The following is a 15,152-nucleotide window of genomic DNA, read 5'->3' on the forward strand; positions in this document are numbered from 1 at the left end:
TACAGCGCTGGTCAGTCCCGTTCCAGCACCACGACCCGCTGGCCTGCGCCAATGCCGCTGCCCGGTTGCACGGGAATTTCCCGCACGATGCCCGCAAAGGGCGCCACCACCGGGATCTCCATTTTCATCGACTCCAGAATCACCAGCACATCGCCGGCCGCGACCCGCTCGCCGGTCGCCACCTGCACCTGCCAGAGGTTGCCGGCGATATGGCTGTCGATGCTGTACTCATTGGCCTGCAACGGTGTGTCATCCGCCATCGGCGCCGCCAGCTCTTCACTGTCGAAATGCGCCTGGCCGCTGGCGATCCAACGTTCACGTTCGGCGTTGAAGGCGTGTTGCTGTTGCTCACGGAACGCGCTGATGCCTTCGGCTTCGCGCGCCAGGAATGCCTGGTATTCGGTGAGGTTCAACTGGCTCTGTTCGATGCCCAGCTCGAAGCGGCCCAGCGGGAAGTCCCGACGGATCTGGAGCAACTCGTCAGCACTCACCGGGTAGAACCGGATCTGATCAAAGAAGCGCAAAAGCCACGGTTTGCCTTCAAACGCCGCCACGTCCCGGTAGCGGTTCCACATCTGCAAGGTCCGCCCCACAAACTGATAACCGCCGGGGCCTTCCATGCCGTACACGCACAAGTAGGCGCCGCCGATACCCACCGAGTTTTCGGCGGTCCAGGTACGCGCCGGGTTGTACTTGGTGGTCACCAGCCGATGACGCGGGTCCAGCGGCGTGGCCACCGGGGCGCCCAGGTACACATCGCCCAGGCCCATCACCAGGTAGCTGGCATCGAACACGGTGTGGCGCACTTCATCGAGGTTGGCCAGGTCGTTGATGCGCCGGATGAACTCCAGGTTGCTCGGGCACCAGGGCGCGTCCTTGCGCACGGTGGTCATGTACTTTTCGATGGCCAGCTGGCACGCCGGGTCGTCCCACGACAGGGGCAAATGCACGATGCGCGAGGGCACTTGCAGGTTCTGCGTGGCACACACGGCGCTCCACTCGTGGGCGATCAGGGCCAGCAGGTCGGCGAGGGGCAGTTGTTCGGGCTGGTAGTGGACCTGCAGCGAACGGATGCCCGGCGTCAGGTCGATCACGCCCTTCAGTGCGAGGGTTTGCAGGGCTTGCATCAGGGCATGGGCGCGAAAGCGCAGCACCAGGTCCAGCTCCGGCGCGCCGATCTCCAGCAGCAGGTGAGTATCACCGGCAAGGCGAGCTACCAGGCGCGTGTCAGCGTGGCCGATGTCCAGCACCACCGGCGACTCGATGACGTGAGAGGGCTGACTTGGCTCAGGCACCTGATCCCATTTCAAGGCAAGCGCACGGGCAGTCTTGAGGTTGACGGGCGCGAAGCGGATTTTGTCCCCGGCCTTGAGTTGCCCCAGTTGCCACAGGTCTGCCTCGATCACCGTCACCGGGCATACAAACCCACCCAGGCTCGGCCCATCCGGCCCGAGGATCACCGGCATGTCCCCGGTAAAATCCACCGCGCCGATGGCATAGGGGTTGTCGTGGATATTCGACGGATGCAGCCCCGCTTCACCGCCATCGGTGCGTGCCCATTCAGGCTTGGGCCCGATCAGCCGCACGCCGGTGCGGCTGGAGTTGAAATGCACTTCCCATTGGGTGGCGAAGAAGGTGTCGATGTACGCAGGCTTGAAGTATTCCGGCGCGCCGTGGGGGCCGTAGATCACCCGCAGGGTGCGTGTGGGCGGCAATGGCTGGGCTATCAGCTGGTGCCCCGCACTCACATCGGTCAACGGCAACAGATGCAACACATCCCCGGCCCGCAATGCCCGCCCACCATGCCCGCCAAACTGGCCGAGGGTGAAGGTGCTTTTGCTGCCCAGGTAGTCCGGCACTTGCAGGCCGCCGCGCAGGCATAGGTAACTGCGTGCGCCGGCACCGGCGAGGGTGCCCAGGCTCAATACCGAACCGGCCGCGATCAGCAACGCGGTATTCATCGGCACCGGTTGATCGTCCAGCAGCAGCGGAATGTCTGCACCAGTGACGGCGACCACCGCCGCACAATTAAAGCGCAGCAGCGGCCCGCTCATGGTGATTTCCAGCGCGGCGGCGCCGTCACTATTACCCAGCAGACGATTGCCCAGGCGCAGCGCGCGACTGTCCATCGGCCCTGACGGCGGCACGCCCACGGCCCAGTAACCGAGGCGGCCGGGATAGTCCTGCACACTGGTTTGTGTGCCGGCGCTGAGCACTTCGAAGGTGTCGGCGGTGTAGACCAGGTCTTCCAGGCAACGGGTCCACGGCCGGCCGCTGGCGAAGGGCGGGGCGAGCAGGATCTGGCGCAGGTAATCGCGGTTGGTTTCCACGCCGTAGAGTTGGCTGTGGCTCAAGGCCTGATGCAGATCCAGGCGTGCCTGTTCGCGGGTGGGCGCCCAGGCGATCAGCTTGGCGATCATCGGGTCGAAGTACGGTGGGATCTCGCAACCGGCTTGCACCCAAGTGTCGATGCGCAGGCCCTCGGCCGCCGGGAACTCCACGCAGGTCAGCAGGCCTGGGCTGGGCTGGAAATCCCGGCCTGGGTCTTCGGCATACAACCGTGCCTGAATCGCATGGCCTTGCGGTTTCAATACCAGCTCATTCAACGGCGGCAGTTCACCCGCCGCCAATTGCACCATCCAACGCACCAGGTCCACGCCCCACACCTGCTCGGTGACGCCGTGTTCCACCTGCAACCGGGTGTTCACTTCAAGGAAGTAGAAGCGGCCATCGGCGCTGTCAAAGATAAATTCCACGGTGCCTGCACTGCGGTAATTCACCGCCTTGGCCAGGCTGATGGCGGCCGCGCACAGTGCATCGGCCATGCCGTCGGGCAGGTTCGGTGCCGGGGTTTCCTCAAGCACCTTCTGGTTGCGCCGCTGCACCGAGCAGTCGCGCACGCCCAGGGCGATGACCTCACCGGCGCCATCGCCAAACACCTGCACTTCCAGGTGGCGCGCGTGCTGGATGTACTTCTCGATAAACACACCGCCATCGCTGAAGTTGTTTTGCCCAAGGCGCTTGACCGCTTCGAAGGACTCACTCAGTTCTGCGGCGCTGCGGCATACGCGCATGCCAATGCCGCCACCGCCTGCGGTACTTTTGAGCATTACCGGGTAGCCCACCTGGTCGGCGGCCAGCAGGGCGGCGTCGAGGCTGTCGAGCAGTTCGGTGCCTTCCAGCAACGGGATCTGGTGGTGCTTGGCCAGGGCCCGGGCAGTGTGCTTGAGGCCGAACACCCGCAGTTGTTCTGGCGTCGGGCCGACAAAGGCGATGCCAGCATTTTCGCAGGCCTCGGCAAAGGCGGCGTTTTCTGACAGGAAGCCATAGCCCGGATGGATGGCCTTGGCACCGCAGGCCTTGGCGGTGGCGAGGATTTTTTCCACCGCCAGGTAAGTGCTCGCCGCCGCGCCTTCACCGAGGCTGTAGGCTTCGTCGGCTTGCTGGATATGCAGGCTGGCGGCATCGGCTTGCGCGTACACCGCGATGCCTTTGACGTGCAACTCGCGCAAGGTGCGCAGGATGCGGCACGCGATGGCGCCACGGTTGGCGATCAAGAGTTTTTCGAACATGGCAAAACCCTGCGGGCCGTCCCGCAAAGTGAAGGTGACGCTACGGTCGTCCGCAGCGCAAATTCCGAAATCAGTGGAGATCCAAATGTGGGAGCGGGCTTGCTCGCGAACGCGGAGTTTCAGTGACAGATGCACTTGCTGACACACCGTATTCGCGAGCAAGCCCGCTCCCACATGTTTGACCCTCAGTGTTTGTTAAGGCACTGCCCGGCGCGGGATTGGCACAGGGTGAACAGCCAAAGGCGCAAGCGCTTTAATTTCAGTTCCATACCAGCAGCTCCGCAGGGGTGGGGTTGTAGGCATTGCACGGGTTGTTCAGTTGCGGGCAGTTGGAAATCAACACGATCACATCCATTTGCGCGCGCAAATCCACGTACTTGCCGGGGGCGGAAATACCGTCCTCAAACGTCAGCCCACCGTCGGCTGTCACCGGCACATTCATGAAGAAATTGATGTTCGGCCCGATGTCGCCCTTGCCCAGTCGCCCGTCGTGGACGCAGGCCCGCAGGTAGTTGTCGCGGCAGCTGTGCATGTAGCGTTTTTCCAGGGCGTAGCGCACGGTGTTGCTCTCCTGGGCGCAGGCGCCGCCCAGGGTGTCGTGGCGCCCGCAGGTGTCCTCGACGATGGTCAGCATCGGCTGGCCCAGGTTGGAATACAGCACGCTGCCGGTGCCCAAGTACACGCTGTTCTGCCTGCGCAGGGTGCGCTGCACGTCGTAGCGTTCCTTGGGGTTTTTGACGCTGTAGAACAGCGTGTCGACCGCCTGGTTGCCCTCAAGGTCGAGGATGCGCAGGGTCTGGCCGGCCTTGACCTCCATCAGCCACGGCTCGCCGGCGGGGATGGTGGCGCGGTACACCGCGGCCTCAGGTTGTTTCAATGCGATAGACATGATGGCTCCTCAGGCGAACAGACGGTCGGTGTTGATAAAGCCGCGCTCGTTTTCCGGGCGCGAGGTGCGGCAGTGTTCGGCGACGCTTTGGTCGGCGTTCATCCAGCTCAGTTTCAGCGGTTGGGGCGCGTAGACGGGGTTGGGGTCCATCGGGTGTTGCAGGGCGGTGAGCACCACCAGGGTGTCCATCGGTGCGTAGAGCTCGATGTAGTCACCGGCCTTGGAATTGCCCGGCACAAAGTGCAGGCCGCCGTCGCCATCCACGCTGACGCGGCTGAACAGGTTGAGGGTCATCAGCAGGTCGGACAGGCCCAGGCCCCACTTGCCCAGCTCCACCAGCAGGTTGTCGGTGCCGTTGCGGAAGAAACCATTGCGCAGCTCCTGATAGCGCCCCTGGCCGTATTTTTCGGCGACTTCGCTGGCGCAGAGCACACCGCCGATGCTGTCACTCCAGCCGCAGGTGTCGGCGGTGATGGCGGCCAGCACGCGACCCATGTCCGAGTACAGGCAGTGGCCCGTGGTGAGCTTGGCGGTGTGTTGGCATTTGAGGCTGTCGGGCAGGTTCAGGCGCTCGGTTTTTTCGTTGGCATTGAGCAAGGTGAGGCTGACGTTGGCACCGCCGCGCAGGTCGGTGAGGCGCAGCAGTTGGCCGCGCTTGAGCACGAAAGAACGGTGGCCGCCGCCGGGCAGCATTTCTTCGGCAAACGGTGGGAACAGTGGGGTGGAATCGGTCATTGGGCTGTCGCTCCAAGTTCAGCGGCGAGCGCCTTGCGGCGTTCGCTGTTCAAAGGGATGTCGTAGGTGATGCGGGCGCCATAGGCACCGGGGGCGTGGGGGTCGACGCGGACCTTGTCGAACACCAGCAGGCGCGTGCCGAGGCTGAAGCCTTCGCTGAGGTCGTGGGTGACCATGAACACCGTCAGCCGGGTTTCGCGCCACAGCTCCAGCAGCAACTGGTGCATGTCTTTGCGAATGCCCGGGTCGAGGGCGCCGAAGGGTTCGTCCAGCAGCAACACGCGGGGTTTCATGATCAGGGCCTGGGCGATGGCCAGGCGTTGCTGCATACCGCCGGAGAGTTGCGCCGGGTACTTGTCCAGGGCATGCCCGAGACCGACTTTATACAGCAGCGCAGCGGCCTGTTCCCGGGCGTCTCGCTTGGCCTGGCCAAACAGCCGGCCCAGCAGGCGCGAGCGGGGCAACTCAAGGCCCAGGGCGACGTTGTCCAGCACGCTCAAATGCGGGAACACCGAATAGCGCTGGAACACCACGCCACGGCTGGCATCCGGCTCGGCGGCCAGCGGTTGGCCGTCCAGCAGGATCTGGCCCTTGCTCGCGGTTTCCTGGCCCAACAGCAGGCGCAGGAAGGTGGACTTGCCACAGCCGGAGGTGCCCACCAGGGTGCAGAACTCCCCTTCGGCCACCTGCAGGTTGAGCCCTTCGAGCACCACCTGGTCGCCATAGCGCTGCCACACATTGTTGACGCTGATAAAGCTCATGCCCGCGCTCCTTCGTACCAGGGGAACGCGCGTCGGGTCAGGGCCTTGAGGCCCCAGTCCATCAGCCAGGCGAGCAGGGTGATCCACACCACGTAGGGCAAAATCACGTCCATCGCCAGGTAGCGGCGTACCAGGAAAATCCGGTAGCCCAGGCCGTCGGTGGAGGCAATGGCCTCGGCGGCGATCAGGAACAACCACGCCGAGCCCAGCATCAGCCGCAGCGAGATCAGCAGGCGCGGCAGCAACTGTGGCAATACCACCCGCAGCATCAGGGTCCAGGTGGACGCACCGAGGGTCTGCGCTTTCACCAGCAACTCGACGGGAATTTCCCGCGCGCGCTGTTCCAGGTCTCGCGCCAAGGCCGGGGTGATGCCGATGACGATCAGCATCACTTTCGACAACTCCCCCAGCCCAAACACAATGAACAGGATCGGCAGGATCGCCAGCGGCGGCACCATCGACAGCACCGTCAGCAGCGGCGACAAGGGGGCACCAAACAGCGGCAAGGTGCCGGCGGCGATACCCAGGCACAGGCCGGCGAGGGCGCTGATCCCCAGGCCGATCGCCAGGCGCTGCAGGCTCGATGCAGTGTCTTGCCACAGCAGGTATTCACCGGTGCGGCTGTCGGCGCTGAAGGCCAGGCGCTTTATGGCGTCGCCCATTTGCATGGCGCTGGGCAGCAGCTTGTCGTTGGGGTTGTCTGCCAGGCGCTCGGCCGAGCCTACGAAGTAGGCGAACAGCAGCAGGGCGAAGGGCAGCAACACCAACAGCAGGCGGCTGGCGCGTTCCGGGTGACGGTTGATCAGGCGCATGGCCAGGTCCTCTTACAGCGTGCCGTCGGCGGCCATCTGCACGTAGCTGGGGTCGAAATGCAGCTTGAGGTTGGCGGTGTCGCCGCTGGTCACGCCATTGGCAAAGCTCATGCCCACGGCGCTGGTGTCCTTGGCGCCCTCACCGAGCAGGCCGTGTTCAAACGAGAACTCGGCGACCTTGCGCATGGTGGTCGGCAATTGCTTGCTGGTGGCAAACGCCAGGGCTTCCTGGGGCGTGGCGAACAGCTTGGTGGTGTCCAGTTGCGCCTGGAAACCCTTGAGGTCGGTACCGGAAGCCTTGGCCATGTGTTCCAGGGCCTCGGTGCTGGCGGCGCCCTTGGCGTTCATCAGTGCGACCGTTTCGAACCAGGCACCGGTGAGGGCTTTGCCCAGGGCCGGGTTGTCTTTGAGGACTTGGGTGTTGACCACCATCATGTCCATGATTTCGCCCGGAACTTTGCTGGAGTCGAATACCTCGGTCACGCCCGGCTTGGCCTTGATCTCGGAAAGCATCGGGTTCCAGGTGGTCACGGCCTGCACTTGGTCGGTGTTGAAGGCGGCGGCGATGTCGGCGTCGGAGGTGTTGACCACTTTCAGGTCTTTTTCGGTGAGGTCGGCCGACTCCAGTGCACGGGCCAGCAGGTAGTGGGACACCGAGAGTTCCACCAGGTTGACGTTCATGCCCTTGAGGTCGGCCACGGTCTTGCCAGTGCCCTTGATCACCACGCCGTCGTTGCCGTTGGAGAAGTCGCTGACCACCAGTGCGGTGCTGTCCACGCCACCGGCGGCGGGGATGGTGAGGGCGTCCATGTTGGTCATGGTGCAGCCGTCGAATTGGCCGGCTGTGTATTGGTTGATGGATTCGACGTAGTCATTGAGTTGCACCATGTCGATGGTGATGCCGTATTTCTTCGCCCACTTGTCGAGGATGCCTTGGCTGCCGGCGTATTCCCACGGCATCCAGCCAGCGTAAATGGTCCAGCACACGCTGAAGTGATCTTTGGGGGCGGCTTGGGCCTGGACGCTCAACACGGCGGCAAACGCGGCGGCGAGCAGGGCGGGTAATCGTAGCGAGGGCATGGGGCTTCTCCAGTTGATCAAGGGCGAGCAGGAGCAACGCGGCACCGTGAACGGTGGCTTGTCTCCCGGGCTTTTATCCCGCCGTGTAACCTCAACTGGAGGTCGCCAACTCTCGGACCAGCCACTCGCTTTACGCGAGCCGGAACCCTAGTCGGCCATTGCAAATTGTGGTGCCGCGAACCTGTTATCAATCCTGCACGACAGAGCCAAAGCGAGAGTCGTGCCAAGTGGCTGGGATGCCCGGTTTATCAGCCGGGCACCCCAGGAGGGACGTTGAGGAGGAGGGGCGAGTGCATCACGCGGGTGCGCCGATGCACTGCAATGAAGCGCTTACAGCTGGAACTTGCTCACCAGCACATTGAAGGAGGTGGCCAGGCGCGACAGGTCTTGGCTGGAGGCGTTGGTCTGGTGCGCACCGGCGGCGGTCTGGGTGGACAGGTCCTGGATGTTCAGCAGGTTGCGGTCCACTTCGCGGGCGACCTGGGCCTGTTCTTCGGAAGCCGAAGCAATCACCAGGTTGCGTTCGTTGATCTTCGCCACGCTGGCGGTAATGCGTTGCAGCGCCTCGCCGGCGTTCTGCGCCAGGACCTGGGTGTTGTTGGCCCAGGTCAGGCTCTTGGTCATGGCGGCCACGGCGTCATCGGCGCCAACCTGCACTTCGCCGATCATCTTTTCGATATCGACGGTGGAGGTCTGGGTGCGATGGGCCAGGGCCCGTACTTCATCGGCCACCACCGCAAACCCGCGACCCTGTTCACCGGCACGCGCCGCTTCGATGGCGGCGTTAAGGGCCAACAGGTTGGTCTGGTCGGCGATGCCGCGGATCACATCGATCACTTTGCCGATTTCACGCACCTGGCCGGCGAGGTCCGCCACCGACTGGGTGGAGTCGTTGATCTCACTCACCATCGACCCCATGCCGGTCACGGCCTGTTCCACCTGCTGGCGGCCGTCTTCGGCTTCGGTGGTGGCCTGGCGTGACGCTTCGGAGGTGGAGACGGCGTTGCTGGCCACTTCATCCACGGCGGCGGTCATCTGGTTGACGGCCGTGGCGGCCTGCTGGATTTCGTCATTCTGGCGGGTCAGGCCACGGCTGCTCTCATCGGTGACGGCGCTGAGTTCTTCGGCCGCCGACGCCAGTTGGTCGGAGGCGTTGGCGATTTCCACCAGGGTGCTTTTGAGGCCGCCTTGCATGTCCGACAGGGCCATCAGCAGTTGCCCGGCTTCGTCGGTGCGGTTGGTGACGATGGCTTGGGTGAGGTCGCCCTGGGCAATGCGCTGGGCGCTGTGCACCGCTTGGGCAATGGGGCGCGTGATGAGGCGGGTGATCAGTACGCCAATGACGATTGCAATGATGAACGCCAGCACGATGCCGCTGATCATCCAGGTCAACGCGCTGTTGCGCAGGTCATCGGCGGCGGCGGCGCCTTCCTTGATCTGGCGGTTGTTGGAGTCGATCATCACGCGGATCAGCTCGCGAGCCTCGCGAAACAGTTCATTGTTGGTCGAGTTGAGCTGGCTGCGGGCCTGCTCGACTTGGTTGCCATCGAGCATCGCGATGACGCGCTCGGAGTTGTTGATATAGGTAGGCCAGATCTGGTCGAGCTTGTCGCCCGCCGCCCGTTCGTCGTCTTCCAGCGGTGTGGCGCGGTAGGTGGCGTAGGCCGCCTGGCTGCGCTTGAGTTCGTTGGCGATGTCCTGGCGCACACGGTCACGGTCTTGGGCGGCGACATCGCCTTTGCTGGCGTCCATCAAGCGATACAGGCCACGGTTGTGGGCGACCAGGCCATTGAGGGTAGCTGCTGTGTTACTCACCGAAACCAGATTGTTGGAGAACGTCAGTTCCAGGGCGGAGGCCAGTCGAACGACGCCTTTGATACCCAGCAGGCCAACCCCGAGGGTGACCAGCGCACACAGTAGAAATGAAAGCAGCAGCTTACTTGAGATTTTCATGGCTCGAATCCGGCGATATTAGCGAAGGGCGCACGCTAGAGCCTCCTGGCAGCGCGCGATATCATAGTGACATCATCGCAATCGACAAAGTTTCGAGCCACATAAATTTACTGAATCGATAAAGCTTACCGATAGGCAAACCCTATTCAGGCGTGGCTGTATGGGGCTGTATCCGTTCATCTACACAGATGTATCAAACTGTTACCAAAGCGCACCAGATTCGGTTTTTGATGTCAGATATTTCGTCATTCAGTGAAAGCTGAATGCCGCCCCCCAGCGTCGCTGGAGGTGCTCTTTCGCGGTCCAGGAGGCCGCCATGTATCGACGACTGCTGCTCAGCGCTTTACTCGGTCTAACCCTTTCTGCTTGTGTGCCCTACTACGATGGAGGCCAGAGCTACTATCGATCCGAGGTCTACACCTCACCGGCGCCGGTGTACTACTACGGCGGTGGCACGGCCTATCAATACCGCCGTGACTACTACCCTGCACCGCGTTATTACGCGCCTCAACCGCGTTACTACTCGGCGCCGCGTTATTACCAACCGGCACCGCGCTACTACCCGGCCGGCCCCCGCGCCGGTTACCGCCCTTATCCAAACCGAGGCTGGGGCGATCAGGGTGGTAATGGTTGGCACGGACGTGGTTCCGATCATGGAGGTGGCCGCGGCGGTCACCGTTGAGAGGCCTGTACTGCAAGCGGCGCATGATGCGCCGCTTTTTTGTGGGTAAACGCTTTAGTAATCCGACAAATCCGCCAGCGGGTGCCGGCCTTCCCACGCCTTGTGAAAGTGCGCGTCGACCACCGCCTGCGGCACGCGGTTGATGTCCGGCCAATGCCAGTGGGGCGTCTGGTCCTTGTCGATCAGCCGCGCGCGCACCCCTTCGCTGAACTCCGGGTGACGGCAGCAATTGAGGCTCAAGGTGTATTCCATCTGGAATACCTGGGCCAGGGACAGGTGGCGCGCACGCTGGATCTGTTCCCACACCAGGTGCGCCGTCAGGGGGCAGCCTTCGCTCAAGGTGGTACCGGCGCGCTTGAACAGCGGGTCACTGTGCTCGCGCAGTGGGCTCAAGGCGCGCCAGGCGCAACGCACATCGCTGACGTCCAGCCATTCGTCGATCTGTGCGCGGCGGGGCAGCCATTGCGCCTCGGGTTGCTGGTCGACGGCTTCCTGGGCCAGGGCCTTGAGCAGGCTGTTGAGCTGCATGGCGGTTTGCTCTTGCCAGTTCAGTTGCAGCAGGCCGTCGAGCAGTTCGTCTTGTTGATCGTCGCGCAGAAAACGGTCGGCCAGGCCCAGGTCCAGGGCATCGCGCCCGTTGATGTGGGCACCGGTAAGGCCCAGGAACACGCCGAGCTTGCCGGGCAGGCGCGACAGGAACCAGCTGGCGCCTACGTCGGGGTACAGGCCGATGCTGATCTCGGGCATGGCCAGGCGACTGCTCGGCGTGACAATCCGCACCGCCGCGCTCTGCAGCAGGCCCATGCCCCCGCCCAGCACGTAGCCGTGGCCCCAGCAGATCAATGGTTTGGGGTAGGTATGCAGGCGATAGTCGAGGCGGTATTCCGCGGCAAAAAACGCTGCGGCCAAGTCGGGCACCACACCGGGTTGTTCAAGGCAGGCGATTGCCAGGCTGCGCACTTCGCCGCCGGCGCAGAAGGCCTTGGGCCCATTGCCGCGCAACAGCACACACACGATTTTCGGGTCCTTGGCCCAGGCATCCAGGCGTTCGCCCAGGGCCAGGATCATCGGCAAGGACAGGGCGTTGAGGGACTTTGGCGCATCCAGGCTGGCGATACCGATGCGGGCACCGTCACTGCCGGTCAGCTCTTCGAAGTGCAGGTTCATCATGACCTCATTCGGGGAAGTGAAGGATCAGTATGATCCCTTGGTAGGAAAGCGGCGGATGTGTGTCAGATCAATTGACAAGCGGGGTCGGCTTTCCTAGGGTTCGCTCCATTCTTTTTTACAAGACCATTCAACCATGACCGAAGACGACCGTATCAAACTCGAACCCAGCTGGAAACACGCCCTGCGGGATGAGTTCGAGCAGCCGTACATGGCCCAGTTGCGCGAGTTTTTGCGCCAGGAACACGCCGCCGGCAAAGAGATCTACCCGCCCGGCCCGCTGATTTTCAACGCGCTCAATTCCACACCACTGGACAAGGTCAAGGTAGTGATCCTGGGGCAAGACCCCTACCACGGCCCAGGCCAGGCCCACGGCCTGTGCTTCTCGGTGCAACCGGGCATACCCACGCCGCCGTCGCTGGTGAACATTTACAAAGAACTCAAGCGCGACCTGAACATCGACATCCCCAACCACGGCTGCCTGCAAAGCTGGGCCGACCAGGGGGTGTTGTTGCTCAACACCACCATGACCGTGGAGCGCGCCAATGCCAACGCCCATGCGGGCAAGGGCTGGCAGTTCTTTACCGATCGGATTATCGAGGTGGTCAGCCAGCACCAGCCGCACCTGGTATTTTTGCTGTGGGGCGCCCATGCCCAGGGCAAGCAGAAACTGGTGGATGCCACCAAGCACCTGGTGCTGACGTCGGTGCATCCGTCGCCGTTATCGGCCTATCGCGGGTTCTTGGGCTGCGGGCATTTCAGCCGCACCAACAAGTTTCTTGAGCAAAACGGCGAGACGCCGATCGAGTGGCGGTTGCCGCTGCTCTAGCGGCTGACCACAATCCAATGTGTGTGTGGGCTTGCTCGCGAAGACGGAGTGTCAGGCAGCAAATCTGGCACTGATACACCGCCTTCGCGAGCAAGCCCGCTCCCACATTTGGATCCTGACAAGGCTTTAAATATTTTCGGGCTGGCGATTCCAACGCCTGAACAACGGCTCCGCCAAAAACAACACAAACAGCAACCGCATCACCTGCATCGCCGTCACCAACGGCACCGACAGTTGCAAGGTCTCGGCCGTCAAACTCATCTCGGCAATCCCGCCGGGCATCATGCCCAGCGTCAGCGAGCGCAGGTCCAGGTGGGTCAGGGCGCTTAAACCCACCGCTGCCAATGTGGCCAGCGCCATGGTCAAGGCCGTGCCCACCAAGGTGCGGGCCATAAACGAAGGTGCCCGGCGAAAGAACTGCCGGTTGAAGTGGCAACCCAAACCGCTGCCGATCAACCATTGGCCAATCTGGCTGCCGCCGTCGGGCAGGCCGATGTGCAAATCCCACACGACACTGGCTGTCGCACTCACCAGCAGCGGCCCGAACAGCCAAGGGTTTGGTTGACGCAAACGCTGCCAGCCCCAGGCCACCAGCGCACCCAGCGGAAATAACATCAACAACCACGGCCAACTCACCGGCGCCGGATGAAACTGCGGCGCACCGCCTTCAAGCACATACTTGAAGATCGCCGGCACACACAGCACCACCACCAACACCCGCAAACTCTGCCCCGCCGCAACCCGGCTGAGCACCGCGCCGTTGCGCGCGCCCAGGTTGACCATCTCACCGGAGCCGCCCGGCATGCTGGAGAAAAACGCAGTAGCGCGGTCTTCACCGCTGCGCCGCATCAACCACACCCCCACGATGCTCGACAGGCTGGTCACCAACGCGCCAAAGAAGATCAGCCCGAAATGGCTCATCACCTGCTCGATCACCACCGGGGTAAAGTGCAGCCCGATGCCAATCCCCACCACCCATTGGCCGCATTTGCGCCCGCCGGGAATCTCCGCCAACTGCCACGGGGTGAGGCAACGCACCAGGATAATCGCCAGCAACGAGCCGACCATGTACGGCAAAGGCCAGCCAACCAGGCTGGCCAGGTAACCGCCGGCCAGGCCGACCAGCGGTGTTCCCCACCAATGTTTAAAGGTGACCTCAGACATCGGCCACGGCACGACGCTGCAGGGCACGTTTACGGTAGATACGCACCAGCGGGAACATCAGCATCAACGCGGTCAGCACCCACACACCAAAGGTGATCGGGCTCGACCAGAGGATGTCCAGCGCACCGTTGGAGATCGACAGCGCACGGCGCAAATTCTGCTCCATCAGCCCGCCGAGGATAAAGCCCAGCAGCACTGGCGACAGCGGGAAGTCGAGCTTGCGCAGGATGTAGCCGAAGATACCGATGCCCACCATCAGGAACAGGTCGAAGGTGGTGGCGTGAACCGCGTACACACCGATTGCCGTGATGATGGCGATCACCGGCACCAGCGCCCAATTCGGCACGGCGAGGATGCGGGTGAAGATGCGGATCATCGGGATGTTGAGGATCACCAGCATGATGTTGGCGATAAACAACGAAGCGATCAGGCCCCAGACGATGTCAGGTTGCTGCTGGAACAGCAGGGGACCCGGCGTGATGTTGTACAGCGACAGTGCGCCGATCATCACCGCCGTGGTGCCCGAGCCGGGTACGCCGAGGGTCAGCATGGGCACCAGGGCGCCGCAGGCGGATGCGCCAATGGCGGTTTCCGGGGCTGCCAGGCCACGCATGTCGCCCTGGCCGAACTTGCCGCTGGCACCGGCCAGGCGTTTTTCGGTCATGTAGGCAACGGCCGAGGCCAAGGTAGCGCCAGCACCGGGCAACACGCCCATGATGAAGCCCAGCAGGCCGCAGCGAATATTCACCACGAACACCGCAGACGCTTCCTTCAGGTTGAACATCATGCGTCCGGTGGCTTTCACGGCTTCCTGGCCACGGTGGGTTTTTTCCAGCAGCAACAGGATCTCGCTGATGGAGAACAGGCCCAGCACCAACACCACGAACTGGATGCCGTCGGTGAGGTGGATGTTGTCACCGGTAAAACGGTACACGCCGCTGTTGGCGTCGATACCGACCGCCGACAGGAACAGACCGATCAGCGCCGCCACGAAGGTCTTCAGCGGTTTGTCACCGGCCATGCCGCCCAGGCACACAATCGCGAACACCATCAGTACGAAATATTCCGCCGGACCGAAGGCAATCGCCCATTTGGCCAACAACGGTGCAAACAGCACCATGCCGCAGGTGGCGATAAACGCGCCGATGAACGAACTCCACGCCGACAACGACAGTGCGACACCGGCCAGGCCTTTGCGGGCCATGGGGTAGCCGTCGAGGGTGGTCATCACGGTGGAAGCTTCGCCCGGGATGTTGAGCAGGATCGAGCTGATACGGCCGCCGTATTCGCAGCCCAGGTACACGGCCGCCAGCAGGATCAGCGCCGATTCCGGCGGCAGGCCCAGGGCAAATGCGATAGGGATCAACAAGGCCACGCCGTTGATCGGACCCAGGCCCGGCAGCAGGCCGACCACGGTGCCGATCAAGGTGCCGCACAGCGCAGTCACCAGGTTGTACGGGGACAGTGCAACGCCGAAGCCCTGGCCCAAATAGCTGAAAGTATCCATG

Annotated in this window: 12 protein-coding genes and 1 riboswitch; of the genes, 2 read left to right on the forward strand and 10 right to left on the reverse strand. The window is 63.0% G+C overall.

What is annotated here, in order from left to right; all coding sequences use genetic code 11:
• Positions 1-11: 11 nt before the first annotated feature.
• From uca to DYL59_RS04760, 7 genes are all read right to left on the reverse strand, one after another.
• Positions 12-3,572 (reverse strand): urea carboxylase, encoded by a 3,561-nt coding sequence (gene uca, locus DYL59_RS04730; protein ID WP_135288129.1) that lies wholly within the window; start codon positions 3,570-3,572, stop codon positions 12-14.
• 259 nt (positions 3,573-3,831) lie between these two features.
• A complete protein-coding gene (locus DYL59_RS04735) occupies positions 3,832-4,461 on the reverse strand; it encodes an urea amidolyase associated protein UAAP2 (RefSeq protein WP_135288130.1) in 630 nt (209 codons plus the stop codon).
• Positions 4,462-4,470: 9 nt separating this feature from the next.
• A complete protein-coding gene (locus tag DYL59_RS04740) occupies positions 4,471-5,196 on the reverse strand; it encodes an urea amidolyase associated protein UAAP1 (protein WP_135288131.1) in 726 nt (241 codons plus the stop codon).
• A complete protein-coding gene (locus tag DYL59_RS04745) occupies positions 5,193-5,957 on the reverse strand; it encodes an ABC transporter ATP-binding protein (RefSeq protein ID WP_135288132.1) in 765 nt (254 codons plus the stop codon). Before DYL59_RS04745 ends, DYL59_RS04740 begins: the two co-directional genes overlap by 4 nt.
• The gene (locus tag DYL59_RS04750; protein ID WP_135288133.1) at positions 5,954-6,769 is read right to left on the reverse strand and encodes an ABC transporter permease; all 816 of its coding nucleotides are present in this window, start codon (positions 6,767-6,769) and stop codon (positions 5,954-5,956) included. Before DYL59_RS04750 ends, DYL59_RS04745 begins: the two co-directional genes overlap by 4 nt.
• Before the next feature lie 12 nt (positions 6,770-6,781).
• Entirely contained in the window at positions 6,782-7,849 is a 1,068-nt protein-coding gene (locus tag DYL59_RS04755; RefSeq protein ID WP_135288134.1) for a putative urea ABC transporter substrate-binding protein, read from the reverse strand.
• A 60-nt stretch (positions 7,850-7,909) separates the two neighbouring features.
• Positions 7,910-8,011, reverse strand: a riboswitch (guanidine-I (ykkC/yxkD leader).
• Between the two features lie 168 nt (positions 8,012-8,179).
• On the reverse strand, positions 8,180-9,802 hold the full coding sequence (locus DYL59_RS04760; RefSeq protein ID WP_135288135.1) for a methyl-accepting chemotaxis protein: 1,623 nt from the start codon (positions 9,800-9,802) through the stop codon (positions 8,180-8,182).
• A 316-nt stretch (positions 9,803-10,118) separates the two neighbouring features.
• Here DYL59_RS04760 and DYL59_RS04765 point away from each other — a divergent pair, with 316 nt between their 5' ends.
• Positions 10,119-10,484 (forward strand): hypothetical protein, encoded by a 366-nt coding sequence (locus DYL59_RS04765; RefSeq protein WP_135288136.1) that lies wholly within the window; start codon positions 10,119-10,121, stop codon positions 10,482-10,484.
• Between the two features lie 54 nt (positions 10,485-10,538).
• Here the strand turns inward: DYL59_RS04765 and DYL59_RS04770 are convergent, their stop codons facing one another.
• Entirely contained in the window at positions 10,539-11,651 is a 1,113-nt protein-coding gene (locus DYL59_RS04770; RefSeq protein WP_135288137.1) for an enoyl-CoA hydratase/isomerase family protein, read from the reverse strand.
• A 136-nt stretch (positions 11,652-11,787) separates the two neighbouring features.
• Here DYL59_RS04770 and ung point away from each other — a divergent pair, with 136 nt between their 5' ends.
• Positions 11,788-12,480, forward strand: a complete 693-nt coding sequence (gene ung / locus DYL59_RS04775; RefSeq protein ID WP_135288138.1) for a uracil-DNA glycosylase — start codon at positions 11,788-11,790, stop codon at positions 12,478-12,480.
• A gap of 126 nt (positions 12,481-12,606) precedes the next feature.
• Here the strand turns inward: ung and DYL59_RS04780 are convergent, their stop codons facing one another.
• Positions 12,607-13,644, reverse strand: coding sequence for an AbrB family transcriptional regulator (locus DYL59_RS04780; RefSeq protein ID WP_135288139.1), 1,038 nt, complete (start codon positions 13,642-13,644; stop codon positions 12,607-12,609).
• Positions 13,637-15,151, reverse strand: a complete 1,515-nt coding sequence (locus DYL59_RS04785) for a tripartite tricarboxylate transporter permease (RefSeq protein WP_135288140.1) — start codon at positions 15,149-15,151, stop codon at positions 13,637-13,639. Before DYL59_RS04785 ends, DYL59_RS04780 begins: the two co-directional genes overlap by 8 nt.
• Between the last annotated feature and the right edge of the window lies 1 nt (position 15,152).

Origin of the sequence: Pseudomonas kairouanensis (assembly GCF_004682055.1) — a bacterium.
Taxonomy (GTDB): Bacteria; Pseudomonadota; Gammaproteobacteria; order Pseudomonadales; family Pseudomonadaceae; genus Aquipseudomonas; species Aquipseudomonas kairouanensis.

Excerpts from the sequence above, each read along its gene's own strand:
- uca (WP_135288129.1), bottom strand. The coding sequence starts at position 3,572 with ATGTTCGAAAAACTCTTGATCGCCAACCGTGGCGCCATCGCGTGCCGC.
- DYL59_RS04735 (WP_135288130.1), bottom strand. The coding sequence starts at position 4,461 with ATGTCTATCGCATTGAAACAACCTGAGGCCGCGGTGTACCGCGCCACC.
- DYL59_RS04740 (WP_135288131.1), bottom strand. The coding sequence starts at position 5,196 with ATGACCGATTCCACCCCACTGTTCCCACCGTTTGCCGAAGAAATGCTG.
- DYL59_RS04745 (WP_135288132.1), bottom strand. The coding sequence starts at position 5,957 with ATGAGCTTTATCAGCGTCAACAATGTGTGGCAGCGCTATGGCGACCAG.
- DYL59_RS04750 (WP_135288133.1), bottom strand. The coding sequence starts at position 6,769 with ATGCGCCTGATCAACCGTCACCCGGAACGCGCCAGCCGCCTGCTGTTG.
- DYL59_RS04755 (WP_135288134.1), bottom strand. The coding sequence starts at position 7,849 with ATGCCCTCGCTACGATTACCCGCCCTGCTCGCCGCCGCGTTTGCCGCC.
- DYL59_RS04760 (WP_135288135.1), bottom strand. The coding sequence starts at position 9,802 with ATGAAAATCTCAAGTAAGCTGCTGCTTTCATTTCTACTGTGTGCGCTG.
- DYL59_RS04765 (WP_135288136.1), top strand. The coding sequence starts at position 10,119 with ATGTATCGACGACTGCTGCTCAGCGCTTTACTCGGTCTAACCCTTTCT.
- DYL59_RS04770 (WP_135288137.1), bottom strand. The coding sequence starts at position 11,651 with ATGAACCTGCACTTCGAAGAGCTGACCGGCAGTGACGGTGCCCGCATC.
- ung (WP_135288138.1), top strand. The coding sequence starts at position 11,788 with ATGACCGAAGACGACCGTATCAAACTCGAACCCAGCTGGAAACACGCC.
- DYL59_RS04780 (WP_135288139.1), bottom strand. The coding sequence starts at position 13,644 with ATGTCTGAGGTCACCTTTAAACATTGGTGGGGAACACCGCTGGTCGGC.
- DYL59_RS04785 (WP_135288140.1), bottom strand. The coding sequence starts at position 15,151 with ATGGATACTTTCAGCTATTTGGGCCAGGGCTTCGGCGTTGCACTGTCC.